Origin of the sequence: Pedobacter rhizosphaerae (assembly GCF_900111155.1) — a bacterium.
GTDB lineage: Bacteria > Bacteroidota > Bacteroidia > Sphingobacteriales > Sphingobacteriaceae > Pedobacter > Pedobacter rhizosphaerae.
In genome coordinates this window covers 93,549-107,504 of record NZ_FOGG01000003.1, presented here as the reverse complement: position 1 = coordinate 107,504, position 13,956 = coordinate 93,549, and the positions used below count along the sequence as shown (strand labels likewise).

General features: G+C 39.6%; 12 protein-coding genes and 1 tRNA gene. 6 read left to right on the top strand and 7 right to left on the bottom strand.

Translation table 11 applies throughout. From position 1 onward, the window contains the following. Window positions 1-32: 32 nt before the first annotated feature. From BMX11_RS03345 to BMX11_RS03335, 3 genes are all read right to left on the bottom strand, one after another. Window positions 33-105, bottom strand: a tRNA-Lys gene (locus BMX11_RS03345). 167 nt (window positions 106-272) lie between these two features. Beyond that, window positions 273-971, bottom strand: coding sequence for an NUDIX hydrolase (locus BMX11_RS03340; protein WP_090881406.1), 699 nt, complete (start codon window positions 969-971; stop codon window positions 273-275). Between the two features lies 1 nt (window position 972). Beyond that, window positions 973-1,632: an HAD family hydrolase gene (locus tag BMX11_RS03335; protein ID WP_090881403.1), complete on the bottom strand. Its 660-nt coding sequence runs from the start codon at window positions 1,630-1,632 to the stop codon at window positions 973-975. 128 nt (window positions 1,633-1,760) lie between these two features. On the opposite strand from BMX11_RS03335, the gene BMX11_RS03330 reads away from it, so the two are divergent. The 4 genes from BMX11_RS03330 to BMX11_RS03315 all read left to right on the top strand — a co-directional run bounded on the left by BMX11_RS03330 (window position 1,761) and on the right by BMX11_RS03315 (window position 6,083). Further along, the gene (locus BMX11_RS03330) at window positions 1,761-2,912 is read left to right on the top strand and encodes an aldose epimerase family protein (RefSeq protein ID WP_090881400.1); all 1,152 of its coding nucleotides are present in this window, start codon (window positions 1,761-1,763) and stop codon (window positions 2,910-2,912) included. Between the two features lie 447 nt (window positions 2,913-3,359). Then, the gene (locus BMX11_RS03325) at window positions 3,360-4,112 is read left to right on the top strand and encodes a (Fe-S)-binding protein (RefSeq protein ID WP_090881397.1); all 753 of its coding nucleotides are present in this window, start codon (window positions 3,360-3,362) and stop codon (window positions 4,110-4,112) included. Continuing rightward, entirely contained in the window at window positions 4,105-5,472 is a 1,368-nt protein-coding gene (locus BMX11_RS03320; RefSeq protein WP_090881394.1) for a lactate utilization protein B, read from the top strand. Before BMX11_RS03325 ends, BMX11_RS03320 begins: the two co-directional genes overlap by 8 nt. Window positions 5,473-5,501: 29 nt before the next feature. Continuing rightward, complete coding sequence (locus tag BMX11_RS03315) at window positions 5,502-6,083, top strand: LutC/YkgG family protein (RefSeq protein ID WP_090881391.1); 582 nt, start codon at window positions 5,502-5,504, stop codon at window positions 6,081-6,083. Window positions 6,084-6,173: 90 nt separating this feature from the next. Here BMX11_RS03315 and BMX11_RS03310 read toward each other — a convergent pair whose 3' ends face one another. The 4 genes from BMX11_RS03310 to BMX11_RS03295 all read right to left on the bottom strand — a co-directional run bounded on the left by BMX11_RS03310 (window position 6,174) and on the right by BMX11_RS03295 (window position 9,257). Next, the gene (locus BMX11_RS03310; protein ID WP_090881388.1) at window positions 6,174-6,677 is read right to left on the bottom strand and encodes a transposase; all 504 of its coding nucleotides are present in this window, start codon (window positions 6,675-6,677) and stop codon (window positions 6,174-6,176) included. An 89-nt stretch (window positions 6,678-6,766) separates the two neighbouring features. Beyond that, a complete protein-coding gene (locus tag BMX11_RS03305) occupies window positions 6,767-7,591 on the bottom strand; it encodes an amidohydrolase family protein (RefSeq protein ID WP_090881385.1) in 825 nt (274 codons plus the stop codon). Between the two features lie 25 nt (window positions 7,592-7,616). Further along, window positions 7,617-8,468 carry a fumarylacetoacetate hydrolase family protein gene (locus BMX11_RS03300; protein WP_090881382.1) on the bottom strand — a complete coding sequence of 284 codons (852 nt, stop codon included), beginning with the start codon at window positions 8,466-8,468 and terminating at the stop codon, window positions 7,617-7,619. 24 nt (window positions 8,469-8,492) lie between these two features. Next, complete coding sequence (locus BMX11_RS03295; protein ID WP_090881380.1) at window positions 8,493-9,257, bottom strand: SDR family NAD(P)-dependent oxidoreductase; 765 nt, start codon at window positions 9,255-9,257, stop codon at window positions 8,493-8,495. A 401-nt stretch (window positions 9,258-9,658) separates the two neighbouring features. Here BMX11_RS03295 and BMX11_RS03290 point away from each other — a divergent pair, with 401 nt between their 5' ends. Both BMX11_RS03290 and BMX11_RS03285 read left to right on the top strand, forming a co-directional pair. Further along, on the top strand, window positions 9,659-12,397 hold the full coding sequence (locus BMX11_RS03290; protein WP_090881377.1) for an alpha-d-galacturonidase: 2,739 nt from the start codon (window positions 9,659-9,661) through the stop codon (window positions 12,395-12,397). Continuing rightward, complete coding sequence (locus tag BMX11_RS03285) at window positions 12,397-13,953, top strand: MGH1-like glycoside hydrolase domain-containing protein (RefSeq protein WP_090881374.1); 1,557 nt, start codon at window positions 12,397-12,399, stop codon at window positions 13,951-13,953. The genes BMX11_RS03290 and BMX11_RS03285 overlap by 1 nt, the downstream gene beginning before the upstream one ends. Window positions 13,954-13,956 lie beyond the last annotated feature (3 nt).

Sequence of the window (13,956 nt, the reverse complement as noted above, 5' to 3'; positions counted from 1 at the left end):
AGGGTTTAAGTTCTCTTTGATATTTTTTCTTGTGATCCCGCTGGGATTCGAACCCAGGACCACTACATTAAAAGTGTAATGCTCTACCAGCTGAGCTACGGAATCTCTTTATTAAAAACGTTGTTTGTTTTCTTTAAAGTGATGCAAAGATAGAAATAAAACCGACTCACTCCAATTATTTTGTGCAGGATATTGCCTTTTAGAGGGTGTTAGGGAGATAAAATACTGATTCTAAAAGAAATAATTTTTCAATTTATTTTAGTCTGGAATGCTTATTTGTTGTTTTTAGGGATAAAATTAAGGAATGACTGGAATTGAGCCCGGTGTTTCAGTTTGTCGAGCTTGAAATAAAAGGCACCCCTTCTCGAGTTCGACTTGTCTTTCTCTGTTTGTTTGATCAATAAACCACTTGCAGTAATCTTGCGTATGAAATTGCGATTATCAATAGGCGCATCGTAAACCTGCTCATAAAGGGCTTGCAACTGAGGAATAGTAAACTTTTTGGGTAATAATTCAAACAGGATAGGGTGCAGGGCTGCCTGGTACCTGATTTTATTCATGGCCTCCTGAACCATTTCATTGTGGTCGAAGATTAATGTGGGCACCTCCTTGATTTTAAACCACTCTGCATGAAACTGATCATTAATTTGTTTACTGTATTTATTAATGTCTATGAGTGCAAAATACACCACCGATACGGTGCGCTCAATCGGGTCACGGTCTGGGCGGCCATAAGTATGCAATTGCTCCAGATAAACATCATGCAAGCCAGTTAGTTCTAACAAAATTCTTTTGGCGGCACCATCAAGATCTTCATCATCTTCGATAAAGCCACCCATTAAACTCCACTGGTCTTTCACTGGCTCAATGGCCCTTTTGATCACTAAAAGTTTCAACTGTTCCCCATCATAACCGAATATGATACAATCTACGGCAACAAGGACAGGTTTTTGATTAAGATATTTTCCCATTTTAAAAAGGCGTTTTTAGAAAAGCGTCGTTATAATCTGCAATAAAGCTAATAATATTTGGATAGTCGTCAAATTCGGCCTTGCTGTGGGTAGTTAATACAACTACGCAATTCATGCCTGCATTTTGGGCGGCTTCCACACCCTTTGGCGCATCTTCGAAAACCAGGCAGTCTTCAGGAGCTATACCTAAAAGCTGGGCCGCCTGCAGAAAAGTCTCCGGATCGGGTTTGCTGGTTTTTACATCATCAGCGCTCACAATAGCAGAAAAATAATCGCGAATGTTCAGTCCATCAAGTACGAAATCAATATTAAAAGGAATGGCAGCAGAACCTATAGCCATTAATACATCAGCCTTTTTTGCTTGAATCAAGAAATCTGATAAACCAGGTAACAAAGCTAAATGCGGTCTGAAACCATCTTGATAACGCTTTTCCTTATCAATGGATAATCTTTCCATTTCCGATAAACTGAACTTGTCCTTGCCAAATACCCGTTCTAATACCTCGTGATTTTTGCCGTACATTTCCTTCTTTACCGCTTCATAGGGCAGGTTGGCAGCAAGTTCATCCTTCATAATGGCATGCCAGGCCTGGGTATGGTAATGCATATCATCGATGATTGTACCATTAAGGTCAAATAGAAAAGCTTTAGGTTTTTGCATATGTCGCTAAATTATAGCTTTGTTTCCGCTGCTAAAAATAAATCCAATAATATTGAAATAAATTATAATCGTTACTATAACGTTATTTATTTTTTATCTACATTAGCCTTAACCAAAAATAAATCTGTATGAAAAAAAGATTCTTGAGAACGATACCATTTGCTGCATTATGTCTGGCAGTAGCATTTACATCCTGTAATTCAGGTTCAAGCACTAAGGCTGAGGCTACAACACAAAGCGATTCATCCAAATACAATACCACTATAGATGGAAAAGAGGTAAGGCTTTATACCTTAAAAAACAAATCCGGAGCTTCAGTATCCATCAGTAATTATGGCGGTAGAGTAGTGTCTCTACTGGTGCCCGATAAGAATGATAAACTTACAGATGTAGTGCTGGGTTACGACAGTATAGGTGCTTATCGTAAAAAAGGAGAACCATTTTTTGGGGCTTTAATTGGCAGATATGGCAATAGAATTGGAAAAGGAAAGTTTACTTTAGAAGGGAAGGAGTACAATTTGCAACTTAATGATGGAGTAAATACGCTTCATGGAGGTACTGATGGCTTTTTCTCAAAGGTTTGGGAGGCTAAACAGGTAGATAGTCAGAAATTAGAGCTAAGCTACGTATCTAAAGACGGTGAAGCGGGTTACCCTGGTACACTAAATGTAAAAGTAGTGTATACCTTAAAGGATGATAATGCACTTCAGATTGATTATACGGCTACAACAGATAAAGCTACGGTAGTTAACCTCACCAATCACGCTTATTTCAACCTTAACGGGGAGGGCGATTCAACCATTTTAAATCACGAACTGGTAATTGATGCTAACGCTTATACTCCGGTAGATTCTACTTTGATTCCTACAGGGAAGTTAACGCCGGTAGCAGGTACAGCCTTCGATTTCAATAAAGCGAAAACCATTGGGAAATCAATTGATGAAAATGATCAGCAGTTAAAGTATGGTAAAGGATACGATCATAATTTTGCTTTAACACACCACGATGGCAAAAAACCGGTTGCTAAGGTAACTAGCCCTGTAACAGGTATTACCTTAGAAGTATATACTGTTGAACCAGGCTTGCAGTTTTACAGCGGAAACTTCCTTACGGGTGCCGATCATGATGGTAAAGGCGGTAAAGCCTATCCTCATCGTTCTGCTTTCTGCTTAGAAACACAACACTTTCCTGATGCACCAAACCATGCTAATTTTGCATCAACAGTGCTTAAACCAGGAGAAACTTACCAAACCTCTACCACTTATAAATTTGTAAAGTAGGAAGGGAAGGAGCAAGGAATAAAGAGCAAGGAATAAGGAACAAAGAGCAAAGAACAAAGAGCAAAGACGAAAGAGTGATCTGACAGTTGTGCGCTAATAAAAACGACGAATCTTTCAGGGAAATCTCTGTGGTTCGTCGTTTAATGTAATAACAGGATTTAACATCTCGATACTTGCTACTTGAATCTTGCTACTCAATACTTGCTACTCAATACTTGAATCTCGATACTCGATACTTGAATCTCAATACTTGATACTTGAATCTCGATACTACATACACGAAAGTATTTTTTCACATTTCACTTAATAAAAGGGCAAATTTGCTCAATAAAACATGATAGTGCAGAACAGTTAAAACATTAAAAAATGATTAATTTGCCTGGCTTTTACTAACCAAACAGGCATGTTTATAATGAAGGACAAATCAGTTATGAAAGGGATTAAAAGATGAGGGTTGGCCTATTTGTACCCTGTTACGTAGATCAGTTTTATCCAAATGCTGCGATAGCTACACTCAAATTACTTAGAAAGTTAGGTGTAGACGTTTACTACCCACAGAACCAAACCTGCTGTGGCCAGCCAATGGCTAACTCAGGATACGAACATCTGACTAAAGATTGCGATCGGCTGTTTATCGATAACTTCGCGGAGTTTGATTACATCGTTTCCCCCTCGGGAAGTTGTGTTTTGCACGTGAAAGATCACTTGCACGATGAGCAAAAAGAACAACAGGCCACGCATATCCGCAAAAGAGTATATGAATTGGTAGAGTTTTTAACCGATGTGCTTAAAGTAGATAAGATCACAGCGTCATTTCCACATAAAGTGGGATTACACCAAAGTTGCCACGGGCAAAGGGGCTTACACCTTTCTTCCATGACCGAGCTGGTAGATACACCATTTTCTAAACCGATGCAACTATTAAATCAGGTAGAGGGATTGGAGATTATCCAACTCACCAGACCCGATGAGTGCTGTGGTTTTGGCGGTACTTTTTGTGTGGCAGAAGAAGCTGTTTCCGCTAAAATGGGAAAAGATAGGGTAGAAGATCACTTAATGAATGGGGCAGAATACATCACAGCAGCAGATATGTCTTGCTTGATGCACATGGAAGGAATTTTGAAAAGAAAGAATAGCAAGGTTAAGGTGCTGCACATTGCAGAAATTTTAAATGCAGAAAAGGAGGCCCTGAGTGAGTAACTTACAGCATCCCGCATTATCAGAAATTTTCAATAGAGATGAAGATCGGGTAAATTGGCACGATGATACGCTTTGGTGGATCAGGGCGAAACGCGATAAAGCAGCACAAGGAATTTCTGAATGGGAGCTTTTGAGAGAAACAGCCTCCCAGATTAAAAATAATGTACTCTCTAATCTTCATCAGTATTTAGAAGAGTTTGAGAAAAACGCATTGGCCAATGGTATTAAGGTACATTGGGCAGCGGATGCCGCAGAGCATAATAAAATAGTTCATGGCCTGCTAGCAGCAAAGGGAATTACACAAATGGTTAAAAGTAAGTCGATGTTGACTGAAGAATGCCATTTAAACGATTACCTGGAGCAAAAGGGGATTGACGTTATTGATTCGGATTTGGGTGAACGCATCGTTCAATTGGCCAAAGAACCGCCTAGCCATATCGTTCTTCCTTGTATCCATAAGAAAAAGGAAGAAATTGGTCAGATTTTCCACGAGAATCTTGGTACCGAAGCCGGCGTTTCCGACCCTCAGGTACTAACAGAAACAGCTAGGATCCATTTAAGGGAGACTTTTTTAACACGAAGATCTGCCTTAACGGGCGTTAATTTTGCCGTAGCAGAAACAGGAGAATTTGTGGTTTGCACCAATGAGGGGAATGCCGACATGGGCGCTCACCTTGCTGATATTCACATTGCCAGTATGGGAATAGAGAAGCTTATTCCTAAGAAGAAACATTTGGGTGTTTTCTTGAGGTTATTAACCAGAAGCGCAACCGGACAGCCCATCACAACCTATTCGAGCCACTTTAAAAAGCCTCGCAAAGGACAGGAAATGCATATTGTGCTGGTAGACAACGGCAGAAGCGTTCAGTTAGGCAGAGAGAGCTTTAGAAACTCTTTAAAATGTATTCGTTGTGGCGCCTGTATGAATACTTGTCCGGTATACAGAAGAAGTGGCGGTCATAGTTATCATAATGCCATTGCAGGGCCAATTGGTGCAATCTTAGCGCCAAATCTCGATATGAAAAAGTACTCGGATTTGCCTTTTGCATCAACACTCTGTGGATCTTGTACCAATGTATGTCCGGTAAAAATTGATATTCACGATCAACTGTATAAATGGAGACAGGTAATTGTTAAGGAAGGAAATTCTCCTGCCGCAAAAACCATGGCCATGAAGGTAATGAACTTTACCTTAGCTTCTCCAACCCGATTTAAGCTTGCAGGCAAAATTGGCCGCTGGACATTGAAACATGCAGGCTTTACTGTAAACAACGGCTTAAACCCATGGTATAAACATAGAGAAATGCCAGAACCACCGAAAGAATCATTTTCTGAATGGTATAAAAAGAACAACCCCTAATCAACCAACAGCTATAATAATTAACATCAATGAGCAGAGCGCAAATATTATCAGCCATTCTAAATAACCAACCTCAAAGCACGCTATTACCAGAAGATTTACAGTTCGATTCTCCATCAAATGAAGTAGTATCTGAAAAATTTTGTCAGATGATTAACCTCATTGGTGGTAAAGTCGTGGTTATTCAGAAAGTTGAAGATATTAACCTTTACATTTCAGAACATTTTACAAAGTCCGATCGGATCATTACACCGATTGAGGAATTAGATTACTTTACGCCTTTCACTGGCGATGAAGTACCCCACGATTTCGTAAATACGGAATTCGCTGTATTTAAAACCCATTTTGCCGTAGCTGAAAATGGCGCGGTATGGATTACCGAAGACCGTATGGGCCACCGTGTATTACCATTTATCACCCAACATTTGGGTATGCTGGTAGAAGAAAACCAGATTGTGGCCACCATGCACGACGCATACAAAAAGATGGCTGATGCCGAATATGATTTCGGTACCTTCGTTGCAGGGCCTTCCAAAACAGCAGATATTGAACAATCGTTGGTGCTTGGTGCCCACGGTGCCAGAAGCATGACGATCTTTTTGCTGAAGTGATCTCTAAACTTCCGAGGTCTGGCATTACCGTTACCCGACGGCAAGACTTCCGATGTTTATCTGGCTGCAACAAAGCAAAACTTCGGAAGTTTAGAGATGGCTTTGTACAAAGCCATCTAAACCGCCAAACCAGGCTAAAACGCTTTCTTTTTCTACAATAGATACCTCTTCTTTTAGGAAGTAGCGATATGAAGAGTGTGGGTATTCTTCTAAATGGCTTACCATCTGAGCTGCTTTAGGATTTTGATGGATGTAAACCACACTTCTGAGCAAGTAAGCTTCAGAATCTATCTGTTTCGCCTTGTATCTACCTTGAAATAGGTAGCCTACACGCTTATAAGCAGTATTAATAGATTTGGCATAGGAAATAAAGAGATTTTTAATGCCTTTTTCAAATCCTTCTTTGTGGTGCACCTTAACAACCAGATGAAAGTGATTGGGCATCAAACAATAGCAGATTACGCTGGCATGCGGAAGCAGGTAGGTTGATATCCTGTTTAAGAAATAGGCGTAATTTCTTTCTTCAAAAAAGATAAGCCCTTTGTTATTTCCGCGGTTAAAGATGTGGTAAAAAGAATTTTCCTCTATTTTCATACTTTTTAAAGTTTGGTAAGAGGGATGATGGGTGAAGTCCTTGGCTAATAAACTCCTGAAGTCTCGTTTGCCACATGTTTGTGCAGACTTCAGGAGTTTAGATAGAAACGCCTTGCGTTTTTATCGAAGATCAAGTCGTTTTCTGCTGCACTAAATCTGGAAGTATATTTTTGAACCAGGTTGAACCAATCGGCATAGGGGCGACTGATTAACATGACCGGCCAATCACTGCCATACATGACGCGTTCGGGGCCAAAATGTTCGAAGATGACATCGAAGCAGTTAAAGAGTTCTTCTTCTTTCCAGTTTTTCCAATCTGCCTCGGCAAATAAGCCTGAAATTTTGCAATGCACCAATGGGTTTTGGGCAAGGGTTTGGATATTTTGAGTCCAGGTTTTTAAATCCTGTTTTTTTACATCCGGTTTTCCGCAATGGTCTAATACAAATGGTTGATCAGGAATTTGATCAACCATTTGAATCAATTCGGGCAACTGGTTGTGGTAAACCAAAAGGTCGTAGGTGTAATTAAAGTCTTTTAACTTTTTGATGCCGTTAATCAATTCCCTGGAAAGAATAAAATCGCTGTTTTCTGCCTGAAGCACGTGTCTCCAGCCTTTAATCAGGTTAAAAGATTTCCAGTAATTTAATCGCTCTTCCAGTTTTGGTGAGCGTAAATCAATCCAGCCTACAATACCTTTAATAATGTCGTTCTGCTCTGCCAATGAAAGAAGGAAGTGATTTTCCTCTTCCGTTTGACTAGCCTGAACAGCTATGCAACCAGTAATTTGTAACTCATTATAAATACGAAGTAAGTTTTTGGGGTTAAAATCGTTGCGTATAGTTTGCATATCCGCTGTAATCCAGCTATCTCTAACCGGGTCGAAATTCCAAAAATGTACGTGCGTATCTATCATAATTGATTTACTTTATCTGTTAATATTATCCTTCGTATGCTTTAACCACTTGTTTGCTTGTTCCTAAGCCATCAATTCCTAACTCAACCACATCACCCGCTTTCAAATACCAAGGCTCTGGTTTCTGACCTAATCCAACTCCTGCAGGTGTTCCCGTAGTAATTACATCACCAGGTAGAAGGGTCATAAACTGACTGATATAAGAAATCATGAACGGAACATTAAAAATTAAATTCGCGGTGTTTCCGTCTTGTAAGGTTTTACCATTTACGGTTAACCAAAGGCGAAGGTTGTGCACATCGGCAATTTCATCTTGCGTAGCAATGAAAGGGCCGATAGGAGCGAAGGTATCACAGCTTTTTCCCTTAACCCACTGACCGTTTCTTTCCAATTGAAACTCACGCTCACTGTAATCGTTATGCAAAACATAACCAGCAATGTGGTCAAAAGCATTTTCTTCGGTTACATAGCTTGCTTTTTTACCAATAACGATAGCCAATTCCACCTCCCAGTCAGTTTTTTTACTGTTTTTAGGAATAACCAGGTTATCGTTAGGGCCAACAATCGCAGAAGTTGCTTTGAAGAACAAAATAGGTTCAGCAGGGATCGGTGCATTGGTTTCTGCAGCATGGTCTTTATAATTTAAACCTACACAGATGATTTTAGAAGGACGAGCCAAAGCAGCACCTAAACGTACATTTTTATCTACTTCAGGAAGGTTAGCCGTTTTGATATCATTTTTCAGTTTTTCTATGCCATCTCCACCAAAAAAGGCTTCATCATAATCTTTTACCAAGGTAGAAACATCGTAGTACTTATCTTCTATAATGATTCCTGGCTTTTCGAAGCCTGCTTCTCCAAATCTTATTAATTTCATTTATAATCGTATTTTATTGAATATTTAATTGTTTAAAGTTGTAAAACCACCATCAATAGGATAGTCACATCCTGTAATAAATGAGGCTTCATCGCTGCATAAATATAAGGCTAATGCACCAACTTCCTCTGGCTTGGCCATTCTGCCAATAGGTTGAGTTTTTGAAAGTTTTTCAAACATTTCATCAATGTTATCCGGATAGTTCTTTTGTAAAAAACCATCCACAAATGGTGTATGTACACGAGCCGGTGAAATGGAGTTGCACCTGATGTTTTCGCCAATATAATCTTTAGCCACACTCATGGTCATTGCCTTAACGGCCCCTTTTGCTGTACTGTAAGCAAAACGATCTGGTAATCCGATTAACGCTGCTATAGAAGCCATATTAATAATTACCCCACCATTCGCTTTACGTATCTGGGGAATAGCAGCATTTAAGCAGTTGTAAACTCCTTTAACATTTACTTTCATCACCCGGTCAAAATCAGCTTCAGGTGTGGTGTCTGCCTTGCCAATATGGGCAATTCCGGCATTGTTAATCAAAATATTTATAGGTCCTATATTTTCAAAAACGGCTGATACTGCTGCATGGTCTGAAACATCACAAGCGTGACTATAAGCCTTCCCGCCTGCCTGTTCTATTTCAGATAAGGTTGTAGCGGCTTGTTCTATTCCGAGTTCGATAACATGCACTTCGGCACCCTGTTTTGCTAAAACAGTGGCAATAGCTTTCCCAATTCCACTTCCACCACCGGTAACTACTGCCTTTTTATTCTTTAATGAAAACATATGTTGATTTTTTTTATGGATTAAATATATGATTATAGATTCTTTTCAGGGAAAACGTACGATAAAATACAGACTGATTGCCACTTATGTAGTCAACTGAACCATGCTCATACTTTACATTTGGTACTCTTCAACCCATTACAAATAAAATAGAAATAGCTTAGTTAAAATTGTATTTTCTTGTCCAAATATTATGCGATATTGGCATCAGGTTTTCGGGCTTTTCATTTAAATTAAACCTTTGTAACGAAATAATTGCGTTAAGGGTCAAATGGTAATATTGTATAGTAATTTGGGGAAATATTACAGTAATAAAAAATCAGCTATGCTTATATTTGAAGTTCAGATCTAACTAAATATTTTATTATCAAAGCCCTTTGGCTTGATATCCAGCCCATCGAATGAGAAAGTTTCTAATTTTAATTTTATTTGCCGTTCTAACACATGCTTCATATGCCCTGGATAAGCATTCTGCGCCGAAGCAAGACATTTTAATTTCCAAAGAAAACAATCCCCGTGTAAAGTTTGGTGCGGGCAAAATTCAGGATTGCCTGCAAAAACTTAAGTTCCAAAGCCAGGTTACTGCCGTTGATAAAATTAAGGCCAATAGTAAGCAAGTGGTAGTTGGCGTATATTCTGAGCTGATTTTTAAAAATATCCTTTCGGGAGCGGTTCGCGAGAAGGTATTGGCTGCAGGCAAGGAAGGGTTTTACATTTATAGTGATAAAAGTAATATATACATTATCGGAGCCGATGCTTCCGGAGCTTTATACGGCTGTATAGAATTAGTAGAACGCATTGAGAAAGAAGGGAAGCTTCCACAATCCTTAACCATCGCCGATCATCCGGAAATGATATTAAGAGGAACCTGTATTGGCTTACAAAAGCCCGATTATCTTCCTGGTCGCGACGTGTATGAATACCCTTATACCCCAGAAACCTTCTCCTGGTTTTATGATAAAGCCTTGTGGATTAAGTACCTGGATATGATGGTAGAGAATCGCTACAACTCCCTATACCTGTGGAATGGTCATCCATTTTCTTCATTGGTGAGGTTAAAAGATTATCCTTACGCAGTGGAAGTAGATGATGAAACCTTTAAAAAGAACGAAGAGATATTTAAATTTTTAACCACAGAGGCCGATAAACGGGGTATTTGGGTCATTCAGATGTTCTACAACATCATTATTCCAAAACCTTTCGCAGATAAGCATGGCTTGAAAACACAAGATAGAAACAGGCCCATCATTCCGATTATTGCAGATTATACCCGAAAATCTATAGCTGCATTTGTGGAGAAGTATCCCAATGTAGGCTTAATGGTAGCGCTTGGAGAGGCTATGGAAGGGGTAGGGCAAGATGATATCGATTGGTTCACCAAAACAATTATCCCTGGGGTAAAAGACGGATTAAAAGCTGCGAATATTCAGGGAGAACCGCCAATTGTACTCAGAGCACATGATACGGATGCGCCCGCAGTAATGAAGGCTGCTTTACCCTTATACAAAAATCTCTATACCGAGAACAAGTTTAACGGAGAAGCCTTAACCACCTATGAGCCGAGGGGTGCCTGGGCCGAACTCAACCGTAAATTAGCCAATATTGGCACTATCAATATTTCAAACGTACATATCCTGGCCAACCTGGAACCATTTAGATATGGATCTGCAGATTTCATTCAAAAGTCTGTACAGGCCATGAATGAAAACTATGGTGCCAAAGGATTGCATTTATATCCTCAGGCCAGCTACTGGGATTGGCCTTACACGGCAGATAAAGCCAGGGAAAGAATTCTAGAAGTAGAAAGAGATTGGATCTGGTATAAAGAATGGGCGCGTTATGCCTGGAATTCTAAACGCGACCGCACTGGCGAAATCAATTACTGGGGTAAAGAGCTGGCGGATAAATATGGTACTGACCTGAACAGCGGCAAGGCCATTTTAGAGGCCTATGAGGCTTCTGGTGAGATTTCCCCTAAGCTCTTGCGCAGATACGGCATTACCGATGGAAACAGACAAACCCTAACCTTAGGGATGCTGATGACACAGTTGATTAATCCTTTTCGCTATGGTTTATTTACTTTACTTTATGAATCTGAAGCGCCTGAAGGTGAGATGATTATAGAGTATGCCGAAAAGGAATGGAAAAAGCAGGGACACATTGGTGAAACCCCAATGAAAGTAGCGCAAGAGGTAGTGGTTCATGGAAAACATGCAATAGCAGCTATTAATCAGGTTAAGAATGTGGGTCAGAACAAAGAGGAATTCAGAAGACTTAAAAACGATATCTATTGCTACGATGAAATGGCTAATTTTTATGCAGAAAAAGTCAAATCGGCCTTATGGATTTTGAGGTATAAATATTCAAATGATGTTGCTGATTTAGAAAAAGCATTGCCTTTTCTAAAAAGCAGTGTGAAACACTATGCAAATTTGGTGAAGCTAACGGAAGAGGAATATTTATATGCCAATAGCATGCAAACCAAGCAACGCAAAATCCCGATGAGGGGAGTGGATAAAACTTTCATTCACTGGAAAGAAATGCTTCCGGTTTATACCAAAGAACTGAATCATTTTGAACACAGTATAGACTCGCTCAAAAAGATCAAACCAGGTGCTGTTGCAAAGGTGGTAGCCTATAAAAATGCTGAAGTAAAAGTGCTAACGCCAGGTTTAGAAAGCTTTTCATTGGCGCAGAATGCATCTGTATTTGCAGATACAACCGTTTTAATCAAAGAAATTACGCCTCAGCTACAGGGATTAAAGGCCTTGAAGCTTTCCATGAAAAAACAGATTCAATCTGGAACGGAGATTAAGTTTAGTAGCAAGGGTGCCGTTAAAGTTTTGGTAGCCTATTTTAACCAGAAGGATCCGAGGTATTTATTGCCACCAGTATTGGAAATAGATGCGAGCGCCAACAATTACGGACAGGCAGAAATTAAGATTAGCAATGCATTGGTTTTAAATGGATTTCCCCCTGCCAATGTTCATGCTTTTAGCTTTCCGGCAGGAACAAATACATTAACTTTGGCTAAAGGGGCAGGTTTAGTTTTAGGTTTTATCCCCGAAGAACAAGAATTGAGGGTTTTCAATGCGGGATTAGATGGTAGAGGTAAGGATATTGATTGGCTATTTGAATAATGATTAAAAGGAAAATAAAGAAAGTGATTGGCTTACTGTTATTGGTAACGTCATCGGGCTTTGCACAACAGCAGCCAAAACCAGGTACAACAGTATTAAAGAAATACATAAATTACTTTAACTCCATTGATACGGAGGCTGTAAAAAATTATATACCCAATGCTCAGGCTTTTGAATGGTTATCTTCGAACATTCCCTTATTTGAATGTCCTGATAGTGTTTTAGAGCAAAATTATTATTACAGATGGTGGTCATACCGAAAGCACCTGGTTAAAACTCCCGAAGGATTTATTTTTACGGAGTTTATCGAGCCTGTTAAACATGCTGGAAAGTACAATTCTATTAGCTGTGCCTTGGGGCATCACCTTTATGAAGGCCGCTGGTTAAAAGATAACAGCTACCTGCAGGATTACATTAAGTTTTGGCTCTATCATGCAGATGCAGGGCAAAGTAAACAACGTTTCCATCAGTTTAGCAGTTGGATAGATGACGCCGTTTATGAAAATAATTTGGTTAAACCAGACCTGCCTTTTCTTAAAAGTATAGCGCCTGCCTTAGATGCCGACTATGCAAAATGGGAGACAGAAAGGCAATTGAAAAGTGGTCTTTTTTGGCAGTTTGATGTAAAAGATGGAATGGAAGAATCCATTAGCGGATCGAGAAAAGACCAGAACAGGAGACCAAGCATTAACAGTTACATGTATGGGAATGCCAAAGCTCTGGTTCAAATAGGTAATCTAATAGGCAATGAAGAGCTGAAAAGCAAATACACACAGAAAGCACAGGTACTAAAAAAATTGGTTCAGGATAGTCTTTGGAATAATCAATCGGCTTTCTTCGAAACTAAATTGGCTAAAAGCGGGTCGCTTGTTCAGGTAAGAGAGGCCATTGGTTTTATTCCATGGGATTTTAATTTGCCTGATGATAAGTCGCAATACGCTAAAGCCTGGGATGCCCTGCTGGACACTGCAGGATTTAATGCGCCCTGGGGGCTTACCACCGCCGAGCGCCGTGATCCTACTTTCAGAACCCGGGGCTCCGGACACAGTTGCGAGTGGGATGGTGCCTTATGGCCTTTTGCTTCTTCACAAACTTTAAAGGGACTTTCCAACCTCCTCAATAATTATAAAAACAAAGGTAAAATGACTGCAAATGTCTTTTACGATGAGTTACAAAAGTATGCTGCATCGCATATAAAGAATGGAAAACCGTATATTGGCGAGTATCAGGATGAAAAAACCGGAGAATGGCTAAAAGGTGATAACCCGAGAAGTAGCTTTTACAATCACTCTACTTTTTGCGATTTGATTATCAATGATTTAGTGGGGATTAAGCCTCGTGCAGATGAGATTTTAGACATACGCCCACTGATCCCTAAAAACAAATGGGATTGGTTCGCGCTCCAAAATGTAAGTTATCATGGTAAAAATATCTCATTGATATGGGATAAAACTGGTGAAAAATACCAAGTGGGTAAGGGATTCCATATTTATGTGGATGGGAAAAAAGTATTAACCACTAAGGATTTGAAGCCTGTTAAAGTGCAAATGAATTAATCT